The sequence below is a fragment of the Collinsella sp. AF05-9 genome (assembly GCF_003465595.1).
Lineage (GTDB): Bacteria > Actinomycetota > Coriobacteriia > Coriobacteriales > Coriobacteriaceae > Collinsella.
The window spans coordinates 22,903-40,797 of the sequence record NZ_QSBB01000004.1 but is presented as its reverse complement, the minus strand read 5'-3'; the positions used below and the strand labels follow the sequence as shown (position 1 = coordinate 40,797).

15 protein-coding genes and 1 tRNA gene are annotated in these 17,895 nt (G+C 60.5%); all 16 read left to right on the top strand.

From position 1 onward, the window contains the following. Positions 1-100 precede the first annotated feature (100 nt). The 16 genes from asnB to DWV43_RS02180 all read left to right on the top strand — a co-directional run bounded on the left by asnB (position 101) and on the right by DWV43_RS02180 (position 17,635). Entirely contained in the window at positions 101-1,981 is a 1,881-nt protein-coding gene (asnB, locus tag DWV43_RS02255; protein ID WP_117563808.1) for an asparagine synthase (glutamine-hydrolyzing), read from the top strand. Between the two features lie 112 nt (positions 1,982-2,093). Next, positions 2,094-3,656 carry a Mur ligase family protein gene (locus DWV43_RS02250; protein WP_117816909.1) on the top strand — a complete coding sequence of 521 codons (1,563 nt, stop codon included), beginning with the start codon at positions 2,094-2,096 and terminating at the stop codon, positions 3,654-3,656. Positions 3,657-3,763: 107 nt separating this feature from the next. Continuing rightward, on the top strand, positions 3,764-4,675 hold the full coding sequence (locus DWV43_RS02245; protein WP_117563806.1) for an HAD family hydrolase: 912 nt from the start codon (positions 3,764-3,766) through the stop codon (positions 4,673-4,675). A 51-nt stretch (positions 4,676-4,726) separates the two neighbouring features. Further along, a complete protein-coding gene (gene murI / locus DWV43_RS02240; RefSeq protein ID WP_117637589.1) occupies positions 4,727-5,611 on the top strand; it encodes a glutamate racemase in 885 nt (294 codons plus the stop codon). Positions 5,612-5,665: 54 nt separating this feature from the next. Continuing rightward, a complete protein-coding gene (gene rph, locus DWV43_RS02235) occupies positions 5,666-6,391 on the top strand; it encodes a ribonuclease PH (RefSeq protein ID WP_117816908.1) in 726 nt (241 codons plus the stop codon). 141 nt (positions 6,392-6,532) lie between these two features. Next, positions 6,533-7,174, top strand: coding sequence for an RdgB/HAM1 family non-canonical purine NTP pyrophosphatase (gene rdgB, locus DWV43_RS02230; protein ID WP_117802906.1), 642 nt, complete (start codon positions 6,533-6,535; stop codon positions 7,172-7,174). A gap of 3 nt (positions 7,175-7,177) precedes the next feature. After that, complete coding sequence (gene dtd / locus DWV43_RS02225; RefSeq protein ID WP_117816907.1) at positions 7,178-7,624, top strand: D-aminoacyl-tRNA deacylase; 447 nt, start codon at positions 7,178-7,180, stop codon at positions 7,622-7,624. Positions 7,625-7,738: 114 nt separating this feature from the next. Continuing rightward, complete coding sequence (locus DWV43_RS02220; protein WP_006234957.1) at positions 7,739-8,035, top strand: Veg family protein; 297 nt, start codon at positions 7,739-7,741, stop codon at positions 8,033-8,035. 2 nt (positions 8,036-8,037) lie between these two features. Beyond that, positions 8,038-8,934: a 4-(cytidine 5'-diphospho)-2-C-methyl-D-erythritol kinase gene (ispE, locus tag DWV43_RS02215; protein ID WP_117816906.1), complete on the top strand. Its 897-nt coding sequence runs from the start codon at positions 8,038-8,040 to the stop codon at positions 8,932-8,934. A 49-nt stretch (positions 8,935-8,983) separates the two neighbouring features. Continuing rightward, positions 8,984-9,060 (top strand) — tRNA-Pro (locus DWV43_RS02210). 112 nt (positions 9,061-9,172) lie between these two features. Then, the gene (tatA, locus tag DWV43_RS02205; RefSeq protein ID WP_022094895.1) at positions 9,173-9,448 is read left to right on the top strand and encodes a twin-arginine translocase TatA/TatE family subunit; all 276 of its coding nucleotides are present in this window, start codon (positions 9,173-9,175) and stop codon (positions 9,446-9,448) included. Between the two features lie 106 nt (positions 9,449-9,554). Continuing rightward, the gene (gene greA, locus DWV43_RS02200; RefSeq protein ID WP_006234960.1) at positions 9,555-10,025 is read left to right on the top strand and encodes a transcription elongation factor GreA; all 471 of its coding nucleotides are present in this window, start codon (positions 9,555-9,557) and stop codon (positions 10,023-10,025) included. 79 nt (positions 10,026-10,104) lie between these two features. Next, positions 10,105-12,069, top strand: a complete 1,965-nt coding sequence (lysS, locus tag DWV43_RS02195) for a lysine--tRNA ligase (RefSeq protein ID WP_117816905.1) — start codon at positions 10,105-10,107, stop codon at positions 12,067-12,069. Positions 12,070-12,421: 352 nt separating this feature from the next. After that, positions 12,422-13,990, top strand: a complete 1,569-nt coding sequence (locus tag DWV43_RS02190; RefSeq protein WP_199411004.1) for a threonine/serine exporter ThrE family protein — start codon at positions 12,422-12,424, stop codon at positions 13,988-13,990. A 221-nt stretch (positions 13,991-14,211) separates the two neighbouring features. Next, positions 14,212-14,805: a DUF2798 domain-containing protein gene (locus DWV43_RS02185; RefSeq protein ID WP_117816904.1), complete on the top strand. Its 594-nt coding sequence runs from the start codon at positions 14,212-14,214 to the stop codon at positions 14,803-14,805. Positions 14,806-14,992: 187 nt separating this feature from the next. Next, positions 14,993-17,635: an ATP-dependent Clp protease ATP-binding subunit gene (locus DWV43_RS02180; protein ID WP_117816903.1), complete on the top strand. Its 2,643-nt coding sequence runs from the start codon at positions 14,993-14,995 to the stop codon at positions 17,633-17,635. Positions 17,636-17,895 lie beyond the last annotated feature (260 nt).

Genomic DNA, 17,895 nt, shown 5'->3' with positions numbered 1-17,895 from the left:
GTTGAGATTGCCTGAACATTCCGCCCCTCTTTACGCCCTCGGGTATACTCAAAAGCTACTGATTCGATTTGATACCCAGCAACAGCAGAGGGGATAGTATATGTGCGGTTTTGTCGGTTTTGTCGGTGGGACGGATAACCAATCCGAGGTGCTCACCAAGATGATGGACCGCATCGTCCATCGCGGTCCCGACATGGGCGGTCAGTTTATCGACGGCCGCGTTGCCCTCGGCTTCCGCCGCCTGTCGATCCTCGACCTGACCGAGGCCGGCGCTCAGCCCATGGCCAATGAGGACGGCAGCGTCGTTATCGTCTTCAACGGCGAGATCTACAACTTCCAAGAACTCCGTTCCGAGCTCGAGGCCAAGGGCTATAAGTTCCACTGCGGCGCCGACACCGAGAGCCTCCTGCACGGCTATGAGGAGTGGGGCGAGGCAGTACTTGATCGCCTGCGCGGTATGTACGCCTTCGTCATCTGGGACAAGAAGAAGAACAAGCTTTTTGGCGCCCGCGATATCTTTGGCATCAAGCCGCTCTACTACTATCCCATGGCCGATGCGGGCGACGGCGCTCCGGGCGTGCTCTTTGGTTCCGAGATCAAGAGCTTCCTAGACTACCCGCACTTCCACAAGGCGGTCAACAAAAAGGCCCTGCGTCCGTACATGACGCTGCAGTATTCGGCAACCGAGGAGACCTTCTTCGAGGGTGTCTACAAGCTGCCGCCGGCGCATTACTTTACCGTAGACATCCCGACCGGCAAGATGAACATCGAGCGCTACTGGGATTGCGATTACTCTGCCGTCGAGAAGCCGTTCGAGGAGTACGTCGACGAGCTGGATGAGGTCGTGCACGAGAGCGTCGAGGCCCATCGCATCGCCGACGTCAAGGTCGCGTCGTTCCTTTCCGGCGGCGTCGACTCCAGCTACATCGCCGCTTGCCTCATGCCCGACAAGACCTTCTCGGTGGGCTTTGACTACAAGAACTTCAACGAGACTAACTACGCCAAGGAGCTTTCCGATAAGCTCGGCGTCGAGAATGTCCGCAAGATGATTACCGCCGACGAGTTCTTCGGTGCGCTCGAGGACATCCAGTATCACATGGACGAGCCGCAGTCCAACCTGTCTTCCGTGCCGCTGTGGTTCTTGGCCGAGATGGCCCGCAAGGACGTCACCGTCGTGCTTTCGGGCGAAGGCGCCGACGAGCTCTTTGGCGGCTACGCCTACTACGAGGACACGGTCCCAGTCCGCAAGTACAAAAAGATGGTGCCGCTGCCCATCCGTCGCGCGCTCGGTAACCTGGCGTTGCATATGCCGTACTTCAAGGGACATAACTTCCTGGTCAAGGGTGCCGAGATTCCCGAGAAGTCGTTCCTGGGACAGGCTCTGGTATGGCCGGAGCGCGAGGTCGACGGCGTGCTCAAGCCCGAGTACAACACCGGCGATGGCGCCTTCGAGCTTGCCGCTCCCATCTATGCGCGCGTGAAGGGTCAGCCCGAGCTGGTCAAGAAGCAGTACCTGGACATGAACATGTGGCTCCCGGGCGACATTCTGCTCAAGGCCGACAAGATGTGCATGGCGCACTCGCTGGAGCTGCGCGTGCCCTTCCTGGACCGCAAAGTCATGGAGTTCGCCGAGCACATTCCCGACCGCTACCGCATCAACGAGAACGGCAACAAACAGGTACTCCGCCACGCTGCCAACAAGTCGCTGCCCGATGAGTGGGCCACCCGTCCCAAGGTGGGCTTCCCGGTGCCGATTGTCTACTGGCTGCGCGAGCAAAAGTGGTACGACTATGTCAAGGAGTACTTCACCGCGCCGTGGGCAAGCGAGTTCTTCGATACCGACGAGCTCATGCACCTGCTCGATCTGCACTTTGCGGGCAAGGGCGATTTCCAGCGCAAGATCTATACGCCGCTCGTGTTCCTGGTGTGGTACAAGCGCTTCTTTATCGACGAGGACCAGCCCGCTGTTCAGGCTGCCTAGCCTCGGCTTACGAACGCCTGCGCGTAACGGCTCCTCCGGGAGCCGTTTTTGCGTGGGTGCGTTTCAGTTACTATAAAAACCGTCCCTGCCAAATGGCTGAGAAAGGTGAAAGATGCACCATTCGGATTCCGCGACCGTGACCACGGTCGATACGCTTGCCAAGCTTCTCGATGTGTGCGGTAAGCTGCGCGCATCAGAGCAGGTTGACGAGCGTGCCGTGACCGGCTGCTCGTTTGATTCGCGCGCGGTCTCGGCAGGTGACGTGTTCTTTTGCAAAGGTGCTGCCTTTAAGCCCGCGTTTTTGAGCATGGCGCTCGATGCGGGCGCCGTCGCATTTGTGTGCGAGGAGTCGCTGGTCGAGTCTCTGGAGCCGCTGGCGCAGGAGAGCGGTGCTGCGATGCTGGTTGTTGATAGCGTTCGCACGGCCATGGCCCTGTTGCCGCCGGAGGTCTACGACCGTCCCGACCACGATGTCAAGATCGTGGGCATCACCGGTACCAAGGGAAAGACCACGGCCGCTTTTATGCTTCAGTCCATCATCAAGGCAGCGGGCGAGTCCTGCGGCATGATCGGCTCGGTGAGTACCGACGATGGCATCGAGTGCTACGAGAGCACCAATACTACGCCCGAGGCCCCCGAGGTCTGGCGCCATATCGCCAACTGCCGCACGTCAGGTCGCCAGTCCATGGTCATGGAGGTCTCGAGCCAGGCGCTCAAGTACCAACGCGTCGAGAATCTGCCGTTTGACGTGGCGTGCTTCCTCAACATCGGCCGTGACCACATCTCGCCGATCGAACACCCCACGTTTGAGGATTATTTTGAGAGCAAACTCAGGATCTTTGACCAGGCGAAGACCGCCGTGGTGAATCTGGGCACCGAAGAGGTTGACCGTGTGTTGGAGGCAGCGTCGACGGCCGAGCGCTTGGTGACCGTTGGCGTCGAGCATCCCGAGGCAAGCCTGTGGGCGAGCGATGTGCGCATGGTCGGCTTTAACATCGAGTTTAACCTGCATGGCCTGTGTGCCGACGAGTCCGAGGCGGGGGAGAAGGTCCTGCTGGGCATCGCGGGCGACTTTAACGTGGAAAACGCGCTGGTCGCTATCGCCGCTGCGCGCGAGATCGGCATCGGTATCGAGGCTATCAAGAAGGGCCTCTCCAAACTGCGTGTACCGGGCCGTATGGAGGTCGTGGAGTCGAAGGACGGCCGCGTGATCTGCGTCGTTGACTATGCGCACAACCAGCTTTCGTTCCGTTCGCTTTTCTCGTCGGTCAAGCGCGCGTTTCCCGCTAGTCCAGTCATTGCAGTGTTTGGCGCTGCCGGCGGCAAGGCGCAGGAGCGCCGCGAGCAGCTTCCGCGCGAGGCCGCACCATATTCCGACCTGATGATCTTTGCCAACGAGGACCCGGCTCACGAGGACCCGATGAAGGTCTGTCGCGAGCTTGCCGAGCATGTTCCCGACGATACGCCGAACGAGATCATCCTCGATCGCGAAGCCGCTGTGCATGCGGCGTTCAAGGCGGCGCGCGAGGAGTACGTCAGCCCCAATGCTCCCACCATTGTCTTGCTGCTGGCAAAGGGTGACGAGGAGCTCATGCACGTGGGTGACGAGTTCGTGCCTATCGAGAGCGACCTTTCGTTGGCCAATCGCCTGATCGATGTTACCCAGTTTGACTAATGAACCATGATGGCGGCGGCGCCCTGAGTGCGCTGTCGCCATAAGCGTGTTCCCTCAATCAAAACATGCCGTCCAAGTCCAAACCCTTCTACGTAAACGGAGTAACCATGTCCCACAACACCCTGCCGACCGTTGCCGAGCTTTCGGGCGAGATGCGCGAGCGCTTGGCCAAGGTCAAGTACGTCTTTACCGACCTGGATGCCACGATGCTCGCACCCGGCTCGTGCGTGCTGTGCGACAACGACGGCAACCCCTCGACCAAACTCGTCGAGGCCGTCGTGGCACTTGCCCGCGCTGGTATTCAGGTGGTTCCCACCTCGGGCCGCAACCGTACCATGATCCACGAGGACGCGCGCGTGCTCGGCCTCAACTCTTACATTGGTGAGATGGGCGGCCTGGTCATGTACGACCTCAAAGCCAACGATTGGGAGTATCTGACTGGCGACATGCCTTACGACCCCGTCTGCGGCCTTACTCCGCACCAGGTGATCGAGCAGACCGGCGTGTGCGAGAAGATCCTCGCCCGCTGGCCGCACAAGATCGAGTATCACAACGACATGTCGACCGGCTACAAGTACCGCGAGGTCACCGTCGGCATGCGCGGCGATGTGCCCGACGATGAGGTCCAGGCCATCCTCGACGAGGCCGGCTGCGGCCTGGTGTGGGCCTGTAACGGTCACCTGACGCATCTGTCCAAGCCGACGACGCTCGAGCTCGATCGCGTCGAGGACGGTCGCGCGTTCAACATCAACCCCGCGGGTCTCAACAAAGGCGTCGCCATTGCGCGCTTCTGCGAGCACCTGGGGATCGAGCGCGAGGAGACGCTCGCGCTCGGCGACTCCGAGTCCGACTTCTACATGGCCGATCACGTGGGCACGTTCTGTCTGGTCGAGAATGGCCTGACGAGCGCCGGCGCGCCCGAGTTCCTGGCTGCTTGCGAGAACGCTTTCGTTACGCGCGGCAAAATTGTCGACGGTTGGGCGGCGACGGCAGAGCTGCTGGTCGCGGCGCGTTCGTAGCGCGGCGTCGCCGCACTTGGATATGTCTTTTCGAGAGAGACTGGTGAGGTAATGTCCGATATCGAGAATCCGGCAGGCGACACGCGCCCGATCGGTGTGTTCGATTCTGGCCTGGGCGGTCTGACGGTTGCGCGCGCCATCGCGACGGCGCTGCCGCACGAGTCCGTCTACTACTTCGGCGACACCAAACGCTGCCCCTACGGCACGCGCACCGAGGATGAGGTGCGCTCGTTTGCGTTGCAGGCGGGCCGTTGGCTGTCGAAGCACGACGTCAAGATTATGGTCATCGCCTGCAACACGGCGACAGCTGCGGCCTTACGTCTGGCCCAGCAGGTGCTCGACGTTCCCGTGATCGGCGTGATCGCGCCGGGTGCCCGTGCGGCAATCAACAGTACCCGTTCGCGTCGCGTGGGCGTGCTCGCCACCAACCTCACCATTCGCTCGGGCGCTTACACGCGCGCCATTCAGGATCTAGATGCCGGCGTCGACGTATACGGCTGCCCCGCCTCGAGCTTTGTCGAGGTTGTCGAACACGAGCTCGCCTCGGGTGCGCATCTGCAAGAGCAGTGGCTTGAGAACGAGGACATCTTCGATACGCCTGCCGTGCGTGCGCTGGTGGGTGCCACGGTTGAGCCACTGCGCGACCACGGTATCGATACCGTGGTGCTCGGCTGTACGCATTTTCCGCTGTTGGTGGGACCTATCCGCCATGCGCTGGGGCCTGGGGTGCGCGTCGTGAGTTCCGCCGAGGAGACCACGCGCGAGCTGACCGATATCCTCACGCGCCGCGAGCAGCTGGCGGGCGTCGCCGCCGAGCCGCAGCATCGTTTTGCCACGACGGCCGATAACATTGCCGAGTTTGCGGTGGCGGGCAGCTTTATCTTTGGTCAGCCGCTCAAGAGCATTGAGCATATCGATATCGATGAACTGAAATAGATGTAAGGCAGCCGCCAAAGCCTTCGCCACATCTTTTGCCGAAAGGATATTTCTATGGAGTACATGCAGGTCAACCGTGCCAACGGCCGCGCCGCCAATGAACTGCGCCCCGTCAAGCTCACCCGTGGTGTTATGAAACATGCCCACGGCTCGTGCCTGGCTGAGTTCGGCGACACGCGCATGCTGTGTGCCGCCACAATTGAGGAGGGCGTGCCGGGCTGGCGCAAGGGCGCCAAGGCCGGTTGGGTAACCGCAGAGTATGCCATGCTGCCGGCATCGACCGGTAAGCGTTGCAAGCGCGAGTATACCAAGCGTAAGGGCCGCTCCATGGAGATCGAACGTCTCATCGGCCGCAGCCTGCGTACCGTCGTCAACATGAAGGCGCTCGGCGAGTACACCGTCACCGTCGACTGCGATGTGATCCAGGCGGATGGCGGCACGCGTACGGCGAGCATTACCGGTGCCTGGGTGGCGCTGCATGATGCTCTTGCTATGTGGGTCGAGGCCGGCAAGATCGAGCGCATTCCGCTCACGGGCCAGGTTGCCGCCATCTCTATGGGCGTTGTCGACGGCAACACCATGCTCGACCTCGATTATTCCGAGGACAGCCACGCCGAGGTCGACATGAATCTCGTCGCTACCGACACCGGCGAGATGATTGAGCTCCAAGGCACCGGCGAGCAGGCGCCCTTCGACCGCAAGCGTCTCAACGCCCTGCTCGACCTGGGCGACAAGGGCATCGCCGAGCTCATCGAGCTTCAGCGCCAAGCCCTCGCCTAACCTGCCAAAAAGGGATGTTAATTTTGGTAGGTTTTATCTGGGAAAACGTCGAAGTATAAGACTGCCGTTGATTGATAGGGGAGAGGCGGAGGCCCTCGTCGCCCTCGGCGCGGCATTGCTATAGAGACAAGGAGACCACTCATGGCACTTGAGAAGATCGACATCGACACCCTCGACCCGGCGGCGACCATTGTCGTGGCAACGGGCAACGCCCATAAGCTCACTGAGATCGAGGCCATTTTGGGCAAGGTCATGCCCGAGGTGCGCTTTGTGGCGCTCGGCCAGCTGGGCGATTTTGAGGACCCCGAGGAAAACGGCACGACGTTTTTGGAGAACGCCATCATCAAGGCGCAGGCTGCGGTCGAGGAGACGGGCCTTATGGCCATTGCCGACGATTCTGGCTTGGTCGTTGATGCCCTGGACGGCGAGCCCGGTGTGTATAGCGCGCGCTATGCGGGCGTGCATGGCGACGATGCCGCCAACAACGCCAAGCTGCTCGTTAACCTGGAAGGCGTGGCCGACGAGGATCGCACCGCGCGCTTTATGAGCGTCGTTGCGCTCATCGACACGGACGGTTTGGTCACCTATGGTGAGGGCGCCTGCGAGGGCACTATCGCACACGAGGGCCGCGGCGATCACGGCTTTGGCTACGACCCGCTGTTCCTGCCGGTCGACACGCCGGGCAAGACCATGGCCGAGCTGACGGCGGACGAGAAGAACGCCATCAGCCATCGATTCCATGCGCTCGAGCACCTATCCGCCAAACTGACGGGCGAGGAGTAGGCCGTGCGCGCGGTGGTGCAGCGCGTGCTCAACGCTGGCGTGACGGTCGACGGCGAGTGCGTGGGTCGCATTGGACGCGGCTACCTGGTGCTGCTGGGTGTGGGCCATGGCGATACGCGTGCCGAGGCCGATAAACTGTGGGGCAAGCTCCGGGGCTTGCGCATTAACGAGGACGAGAACGGCAAGACCAATCTGGCGCTTGCCGATGTCGACGGCGAGATGCTCGTGGTGTCGCAGTTCACGCTGTTCGCTGACTGCCGCCACGGTCGCCGTCCGTCGTTTACCGATGCAGGCGCGCCCGATGTTGCCAACGAGCTCTACGAGTACTTCCTGACGCTCGTTCGTCAAGATGTCGAACACGTGGCGCACGGCATCTTTGGCGCCGATATGAAAGTCGACCTCGTCAACGACGGCCCATTCACCATCGTCCTCGATACCGACAATCTGTAAGTAGCCAAATTAGCTACTTGCGTGTGGTCGCAACAGGGTGCTATAGTATTAGAGTTTTGTCTATCTTAGGGGTATTATCCCCTTTTTGAATTGCACCTTCTGGAGGCCCTGTTCATGGAAGAGATGGAAGTCAATCACGTCGACGACATCCACGAGAAGCTGACCGATATGGTGGGCGATCGCGTCAAGGTTAAGGCCAACATGGGCCGCACCCGCGTCGTCGAGCGCATGGGCACCATCAAGAGCGTCCACCCCGCCGTCTTTATCGTCGAGGTTGACGAACGTCGCGGCCGCAAGTCGCGCCAGTCCTATCAGTATATCGATGTCCTCACCGGGCAGGTCGAGCTGTTCGACCCCGAGAGCGGCGAGCATATCTTTACCCCGCTCGGCAATCAGCTCGAGGAGCACTAACGGTGACCGATCGGTCCCTGACTCTTTCCGCGCCGGCAAAGATTAACCTCTACCTGGGGGTTCATACCGAGCGCGATGACCGCGGCTACCACAGGGTCGATTCCCTGATGGCAGCCGTCGGTCTTTCCGATACCGTGACGGTCGCGCCGGCACAGGCGCTGACCGTCCAGACGATTCCGACATCCGACTTTCCCATGCAAAAGAATACGGCGTATCGTGCTGCGCTCGCTATGGCCGAGCATTATGGTCGTGAAGCAAACATCTGCGTGACGATTGAGAAGCGCATTCCATTGTGCGCCGGCTTGGGCGGCCCCTCGACGGATGCGGCCGCGGTCATTGTCGCCTTGGCGGAGCTCTGGGGAATTGATCGCACCGACCCCGCGCTCGACGACATTGCGCGGGGTATTGGTGCTGACGTCCCGTTCTTTTTGCACGCGAGCCTTGCGTTCTACGTAGGTGGGGGAGACGTGCTGGCAACTGAGTATCCCGCGCTGCTCGCAACGCCCGTCGTGTTGGTCAAGCCGCGCGAGGCAAGCGTTTCAACAATTGAAGCCTATCGACGTTTTGACGAGGCTCCGGTGCCTGCAGACAAGCCCGGCGCGATAGCTTCTGCCTTGCATGCTGGTGATGCCGAGATGGCATATGCGCTCATCCATAACAACCTAGGTGTCATTTCCGCACAGATGGAGCCGCAGATTCAAATGGTTCTCGATTGGCTGCGTAAACAGGACGGCACCGTTGCTGTAGATGTGTGCGGATCGGGTGCCTGCTCATTTGCCATTTGCGACACCGCCGCCACGGCCGAAAGGCTTGCCGACACTGCCCTGCAAAACGGCTGGTGGTCCTGCGCGACGGAGCTCATTCCCAACACGGTTCGCATCGAAGCGCCAAAGAAATAAAAATTTATCTAGCACGCGGCGAAAATCTTTGTTACTATAGTCGAGCTAACGGGTTGTGGCTCAGTTTGGTAGAGCACTGCGTTCGGGACGCAGGGGTCGCTGGTTCAAATCCAGTCAACCCGACCAGAGCATGAGGAGGGACCGCTTCTTGCGGTCCCTTTTTTTAGCTATTGTTGTGATACCGCGATACCCGCGGTATACTCATTCGAGCTTGTCTCGCTGTATTGTGGAGGTCTACATGTTTGGACTGAGGGCTCCTGAGCTCATCATTATTCTCGTCGTTGTCCTGATTATCTTCGGGCCCAAGAACCTGCCGAAGCTCGGCAAGTCCCTCGGCTCTACCGTCAAGAATATCCGTGAGGGTATGGAGGGCGACGATAAGGCCGAGACCAAGCAGGCCGAGGAGGTCGTGGTCGAGCAGTCCGAGGAGGACAAGGAGATCGCTGAGCTCGAGGCCAAGCTCGCTGCTGCCAAGAAGAAGCAGGCAGAGGACAGCGACGCGGACGCAGAGTAGTCCCATCCCTTTGGGGTGAGCACCTGACCGGCTTGCCCGCAGGCTAGCCGGTCTTTTTCGTTTTGTTGACAGTTGATTGTTTGATCAGAGTTGGGGAGATATCCGTATGGACGCAAGCCAGATCGTACTGACCGCTGAGGGCCGCCAGAAGCTCGTCGAGGAGCTCGCTTGGCGTGAGGGCGATTACGCCAAGGAGATCGTCGAGGACATCAAGGAAGCCCGCGCGTTCGGCGACCTTTCGGAGAACTCCGAGTACGACGCCGCTAAGGACAAGCAGGCCCAGAACGCCGCTCGTATTGCCGAGATCCAGGCCATCCTCGCCAACGCTCAGGTTGCTGCCACCACGGGCGATCTGACCGTCTCCATCGGTTCCACCGTTTCTCTGATTGATCCCAACGGTGAGGTCATGGAAGTCACGCTTGTCGGTACCACCGAGACCAACTCGCTCGAGCACAAGATTTCCAACGAGTCTCCGGTCGGCCACGCCATCATCGGTCACGGCGAGGGCGACTCCGTCGAGGTCGTTACGCCTTCCGGCAAGACTCGCGTCTACACCATCGCCAAGATTGCACGCTAGACCACGGTCCCGCGTAAAGGTATGTTTTCGCTCCCTGGGACCGAATCCTGGGGAGCGTTTTAGTTTGAGGAGCTAACTTATGGCAGAGAACCAGAACGCCGCAGATCAGGCATCGACGCTCAACGACGAGCGCGCCACCCGCCTGGCCAAGCGCGCCGCCCTGTTCGAGGCGGGCCAGAACCCCTATCCCGAGCACTCTGAGCTTGAGGACTACGTTGCCGATATCGAGGCTAAGTATGCCGAGCTTGCCGATGGCGAGGACACCGAGGACGTCGTGAAGATCGCTGGCCGTGTGGTCGCCAAGCGCGGTCAGGGCAAGATCATGTTCATCGTCGTACGCGATGCGACTGCCGAGATTCAGCTGTTCTGCCGCATCAACGACATGGACGAGGCTGCCTGGAATACGCTCAAGTCCCTCGACCTGGGCGACATCCTGGGCGTGACCGGCGTGGTTGTGCGCACCCAGCGCGGTCAGCTTTCCGTTGCCCCTAAGAGCGCGACCCTGCTTGCCAAGGCCGTTCGTCCGCTGCCCGAGAAGTTCCACGGTCTTTCCGACAAGGAGACCCGCTATCGCCAGCGCTATGTTGACCTGATCGCCAACGACGACGTTCGCGAGACGTTCCGTAAGCGTTCGCAGATTCTCTCCACCTTCCGTCGCTTTATGGAGTCCGACGGCTACATGGAGGTCGAGACCCCCATCCTGCAGACCATCCAGGGCGGCGCTACTGCCAAGCCGTTCATCACGCACTTCAACGCGCTCGATCAGGAGTGCTACCTGCGCATTGCTACCGAGCTGCACCTCAAGCGCTGCATCGTCGGCGGTTTTGAGCGCGTGTTCGAGATCGGCCGTATCTTCCGTAACGAGGGCATGGACCTTACCCACAACCCCGAGTTCACCACGATGGAGGCCTATCGTGCCTTCTCCGACCTCGAGGGCATGAAGGCGCTCGCCCAGGGTGTCATTAAGGCGGCTAACAAGGCCATCGGCAACCCCGAGGTCATCGAGTACCAGGGCCAGACTATCGACCTGTCCGGTGAGTGGGCCAGCCGTCCCATGACCGACATCGTCTCCGACGTGCTCGGCAAGCAGGTCACCATCGACACGCCGGTCGAGGAGCTTGCTGCCGCCGCGCGCGAGAAGGGCCTGGAGATCAAGCCCGAGTGGACTGCTGGCAAGATCATCGCCGAGATCTACGATGAGCTGGGCGAGGACACCATTGTCAACCCCACGTTCGTTTGCGATTACCCCATCGAGGTCAGCCCGCTTGCCAAGCGCTTTGAGGACGACCCGCGCCTGACGCACCGCTTTGAGCTGGTTATCGCCGGTCACGAGTACGCCAACGCGTTCTCCGAGCTCAACGACCCGGTCGACCAGGCCGAGCGCTTTGCCGCCCAGATGGCCGAGAAGGCTGGCGGCGACGACGAGGCCATGGAGTACGACGAGGACTACGTGCGCGCCCTCGAGTACGGTATGCCTCCCGCGGGCGGCATCGGCATCGGTATCGACCGCGTGGTCATGCTGCTCACCAACCAGGCTTCCATCCGCGACGTGCTACTGTTCCCGCACATGAAGCCCGAGAAGGGTTTCCAGTCCGGTGCCGCTACCGCCAAGGCTGCCGAGGCCGGCAACACCGCGAGCCCGTTCGTCAAGCCGCTCAAGCCCACGGTTGATTACTCCAAGATCGCCGTCGAGCCGCTGTTTGAGGAGTTCGTCGACTTTGATACCTTCTCCAAGAGCGATTTCCGCGCTGTGAAGGTCAAGGCGTGCGAGGCCGTCAAGAAGTCCAAGAAGCTGCTGAACTTTACGCTCGACGACGGCACTGGCACCGACCGCACCATCCTCTCCGGCATTCACGGTTATTATGAGCCCGAGGACCTGGTCGGCAAGACTCTGCTCGCCATCACCAACCTGCCTCCGCGCAAGATGATGGGCATTCCCAGCTGCGGCATGCTCATCAGCGCTATCCACGAGGAGGATGGTGAGGAGCGTCTCAACCTGATCCAGCTCGACGCTTCCATCCCTGCCGGCGCGAAGATGTACTAGGGGGTTACGCGGTTCTACGAACCGCGTAACGGCTCGACGCTGCGCGCCGCCCAGAGCGACAATTTGTCATTCAAAAGGCAAGGCATGACCAGAAGGTCTATGCCTTGCCTTTTTCATGCCAACTTGTTCGCTCTGGACGTCGCTCGCTGTCCGTCCTCAACCTGTGGTATTGCCCTGGTTGGCACTTAGGGACGTTCCTCTTGTGCCGGCACTTGGGGACGGTCCTAGCCGCCTGGGGTCTACCGGCGCATTGGGGGTTTACGCCTTCCATGCATGACAGTCGTCTCTTTTATGTTTCCTTTAGCCGTCGCTGCCTAGGATGGGGGTTAGTCGGTAGGAAGGGAGCGTCTATATGAACGACGCGAGCGATCGTGCAATCGAAGAGGACATGCTCGATCAGTTCAATTACTTTGACGATGAGGACGAGGAGCTGATCGATCGTCGCGAGCCGGCGTCGCTCGATGCTTTCGACCTTGTTGATGAAGGGCCCGACGAGGACGAGGTCGAATCGACGGAACCCCCACAGCCTTCGCGCCATGATTCGTTGCTCTCAAGAGTCCCTCTGCACCACGGTGTTCGTGCCGGCGCCCTCCATATGAAAACCGACTGGTGCCAGATCGTGACGGCAGGCGGTGAGCTTGCCGTCGATGCGCCGCTCACCGATAAATCATCCATCATTTGCCGCACCGGTATGCTTATGCTCGCGAGCGGAACGGGTGCCTGGCGTGTACGCGATACCATGAATCGCGTCGCCGCTGTACTCGGTGTCACCATCCACGTTGACTTAAGTCTCCTGTCGTTTGAGTGTACTTGTATCGAAGATGGTCACTGCTTTAACGAGGTCGTCAGCCTACCCACAACGGGGGTCAATACTCATCGCATATGGATGATGGAGAGCTTCTTAAAGGAAATCGAGGTTTACGGGCGCCGGTTTACCGTGCATGAGTACCACGAGATGCTCAAGACCGTTGAGAGTTCAAAACCCGATTACACTCCCTGGCAACAGGGCATTGCGGCGGCCTGTGCTTGCGGCGCCTTTGTCTTTTTGCTCGGCGGCGGCCCTATCGAGATGGCCTGTGCATTTGTGGGCGCTGGTGTCGGCAACTTTGCGCGCTCCCATATTCTCAAGCAGGGCCTTGGCCAGTTTAGCGCGCTGACGATCGGCGTTGCACTCGCTTGCGTCTCGTATCTGCTGGCATTGCTTGGCCTTGGCCAGGTCATACCGGGGGCAATGTCGCACCAAGAAGGCTATATCGGCGCCATGCTCTTTGTGATCCCCGGCTTTCCTCTCATTACGGCAGGCCTCGACATCGCTAAGCTCGACATGCGAAGCGGCATTGAGCGTCTTTCGTATGCTGTGTCGATTATTGTGATGGCGACCCTCGTAGGCTGGATGGTTGCCGAGTGTGTGGGGCTGGCGCCGGATGATTTTGCCCCGCTCGGCCTCTCACCGTTGGCTCTTACACTCTTGCGTATTGTGATGAGCTTTGTCGGAGTATTTGGCTTCTCGGTTATGTTCAACAGTCCGGTAAAGATGGCAGCGGCGGCAGGGCTCATCGGCGCCGTGTCTAATACCTTGCGCCTTACGCTCGTTGATGCGCCGACGCTGTTTCCCTTCCTGGGTCTGAGCGTGGGTATGCCTCCCGAGGCGGCAGCGTTTATCGGCGCGCTGGTATCGGGACTGCTCGCGAGCTTAGCCGAAATCAAGCTCACCTACCCACGCATCGCCCTCACGGTGCCGTCGATTGTCATTATGGTGCCGGGCTTGTATCTGTATCGCTCGATGTATTACATGTGCACCTTCGACACGGTCAATATGCTCGGCTGGTTTGTGCGTGCAGTGCTCATCGTGGCGTTTCTGCCCGTTGGCCTGGGCGTGGCGCGTACACTTACCGACCCTCGCTGGCGCCACACCAGCTAATTTGTCGTTGGGGACGTCCCAACGGATCAACTGCGCCTCGCATCTCCATAAACTCAACGCTTACGAAGCGCGTGCCGTTCGTGCTAGGCTGGTTCCACCACATAAGTAGTCGCAGACGCACGTACCACGGGCGGGCGAGATGAAGTCCCAACAGCTCCATCTCGCCCGCCCGTTTTTGTTACGTGGTGCCGCGGCGTAACACAGAAAGGACCATGCCCTTTATGCCTATCAACAAACGAGAGAGCCTGCTGTTCACCTTTATCATGTGCTTTTGCATGGTGCTCTGGATGAGCATCTACAACGTTGTCCTGCAGCATGGGGCCATCAACGGCGAGGTTGTTGCCGCCGCGTGGCTCGGCTTCCCCGTTGCCTACGTCTTTGCCATGTGCTGCGACTGGTTTGTTGCCAGCCCCCTTGCCAAGGGTTTCGCCTTTAAATTCCTGGTCACGCCGGGCAAGAGCTCGCCGCTTGCCATGACGCTCGCCGTCAGCTCCTGCATGGTCGTTCCCATGGTCATCATCATGTCGCTCTACGGCGCGTGCGAAGGTCTGTTCCATATGCCCGGCGGCCCGCTTGCAAACCTGCAGATGCTGCCGATGATGTGGCTCATCAACATTCCGCGCAACTTTATCATGGCCCTGCCCTGGAACCTGCTGGTGGCTGGTCCGGTTGCTCGCTTTGTCTTCCGCCGCGCCTTCCCCATGGGAACCGTCTTTGAAGAGCAGCATATGGAGCTCGTGCGCATGCCGGGCGCTCCCGTTGCCGAGGAGGTTGCCAACATTTCCGAGGGCATGGACGCCGAGCCCGCCTGCTAGACGGCAGTGCAAAACCAAACCGTCAAGCGGACCAGAGCGATTCCTTTTTTGTAGACGTTGTCACGCGGCTACGGGTGGGAAAGGTCCCAACGGTTAACATATACTCCATATGGGTAAAGAGACCAAAGCGCTGCCGCGGGGCGGCGCTTTGCGTTTGAAAAAACTAGCTCGTCTAAGAGGAACTAGCATGTTAGACCGTTTTACCGATCGCGCGCGCAAGGTCATGTCCATGGCCAAGCAAGAGGCGCTCGATCTTCATTCAAATAAGGTGGGTACCGAGCATCTGCTGCTTGCGCTCGCCAAGGAGGACGAGGGCATTGCCGCCGAGGCGCTGCGCTCGCTCGATATCTCCTACGACGACATCATGGATACTCTCAAAGAGGTCCAGACCACGGTTCCCGAGCCCAGTGAGGAGACCGAGGCGGCCAAGCTCGCCTTTACGCCGCTCGTCATTAGCGTGATGGAGCGTTCATTCCGCGTGGCGCGTGAGAACAACCAGACCTACGTGTCGACCGAGCACTTGCTGATCGGCATCGTCGAAGAGGGCAACGGCATGGCCATGGACATCCTCATGCGCTTGGGTGTGTCGTCCGCCTCCATCAAAAAGGCTATCGAGAAACTCACCGCCAAGGACCAGGACAAGAAGCGTCCGCTCGCCGGCGCCGGTGCTGGTCGTCCCGGTGCGGGCCTGCCGTTCTTTAGCGGCTCGGATGCCTCTCAGCAAAAGGGGAGTGGCACCGATACGCTTAAGCAGTTCGCGACCAACCTCACGCAGAAGGCGCGCGACGGCGAGCTCGACCCTGTAATTGGTCGCGAAAAGGAAGTCCAGCGTATGATGGAAATTCTTTCGCGCCGCACCAAGAACAACCCGCTTATCCTGGGCGACCCCGGCGTGGGCAAGACGGCCATCGTCGAGGGCCTGGCACGGCAGATCGCTGCCGGCAATGTGCCCGAGAACCTTATGAACCAGAACATCTGGACGCTTGACCTGCCGGGTCTTGTCGCGGGCGCCAAGTATCGCGGTGAGTTTGAGGAGCGCCTCAAGAACGTGATCCAGGAGGCGACCGAGGCCGACGACGTCATTCTGTTTATCGACGAGATGCACACCATCATCGGTGCCGGTTCTGCCGAGGGATCTATCGATGCAAGCTCCATGCTCAAGCCCGTGCTCGCGCGTGGTGCCTTCCAGATTATCGGCGCCACCACGGCCGAGGAATTCCGCAAGTACCTCACCAAGGACCCAGCCTTCGAGCGTCGCTTCCAGACCATCGATGTCGAGGAGCCGAGCGTCGAGGACACGGTCAAGATCCTGACTGCGCTCAAGCCGCGCTACGAGGAGCACCACCACGTGCGTTACACGCAGGGTGCCATCGAGGCCGCTGCGAACCTCTCCAACCGCTACATTCAGGATCGCTTCCTGCCCGATAAGGCCATCGACCTCATTGACGAGGCCGGTGCCCGCGCTCGCATCGCCGCGAATCGCGCACCCGAGCCGGTGCGCGAGGCCGAGCATCGCATCGAGGAACTCAAGGCTGCCGCACAGGAGGCTACCGAGAGCGACGACATGAACAAGGCCGCCGAGATCACCGAGCAGCAGAAGGCCGCCGAGATTGAACTCGCCGAAGCCAAGGCCGCCTGGACCGCCGAGCTCGACGCCAGCCCGCTCACCATCGACGTGAGTCAGATTGCCGACATCGTGTCCGTGACCTCTGGCGTGCCGGTTTCCTCGCTCACCGAGAGCGAGAGCCGTCGCCTGCTGCAGACCGAAAGCGTGCTCAAGACCCGCATTATCGGCCAGGACGAGGCCGTCGAGGCCGTCGCCAAGGCCGTGCGCCGCAGCCGCTCGCCGCTCAAGGACCCGCGTCGTCCCGGCGGCAGCTTTATCTTCCTGGGTCCCACCGGCACGGGCAAGACCGAGCTCGCCAAGACGCTCGCCGAGTACCTCTTTGGCAGCAAGGACGCGCTCATCAGCTTCGACATGTCCGAGTTCGGTAGCGAGTTCGAGGTCTCCAAGCTCATCGGTAGCCCTCCGGGCTACGTCGGTCACGACGAGGGCGGCCAGCTCACCAAGGCCGTTCGTCGCCACCCGTACTCGGTCGTGCTGTTCGACGAGATCGAGAAGGCGCACCCCGATATCTTCAACATCCTGCTGCAGGTGCTGGAAGAGGGTCGTCTGACCGATAGCCAGGGCAAGACGGTCGACTTCCGCAACACCGTGATCATCATGACGTCCAACGTGGGCGCCCGCGAGATTGCGCAGGATGCAAGCGTTGGCTTTGGCACCACCGGCGAGCAGGGCCTCACCTCGAGTGAGATCCGCGGCCGCGCGATGGGCGAGCTCAAGCGCCTGTTCCGCCCCGAGCTGCTCAACCGCATCGACGACATCGTGGTGTTCCAGAAGCTCTCGGGCGAGAACCTGACCAAGATCGCTCACCTGCTGGTGGACGATCTGCGCCAGCGCCTGATTGCCAACGGCATGAACATCAAGCTCACCGATGCGGCCTATGACAAGATCGTGGCCGAGGGCACCGACCTCACCAACGGTGCGCGTCCGCTGCGCCGTGCTATTCAAAAGCTCATCGAGGATCCGCTGTCCGAGGAGCTTCTGGCCGGCGAGTGGGGTGAGGGCGATACCGTCCTGTGCGACGTGGCCGATGGCAAGTTTGTCTTTAGCCATGGCACGGGCGAGATCCCGGCACCGCGTCCGGCGGGCACGCTCGGTGGCGATACCGCCCCGGCGGCACCGCACACCGGCAACGCTGCTCCTGTGGGAGGCGGCGTGACCTCGGGCCCCGGCGGCATGATGCAAGCCGGCTCTGGTGCGCTGTAGGGCGTAACAAAACCTTGTGTCTACGAGGGCGTTCCAAAGGAGCGCCCTTTTTCTGTTGGAAAGGCCCCTTCGTTCAAAGTGGATCTCATTAAACACATCAATGGCGTATGCATAAACGTTGATCAAGCGCTGAGGTTGGTTGAAGGGTCCAACGTCCCTTTGGTACGGCCCGTCTAGCCTGCTTTATCTTAATAAAGTGGCGTCTCCCCGCCGTTAGCCGATGATGCAAGGGCGCTCGGCGTTTTCGACTGGTTTATGCA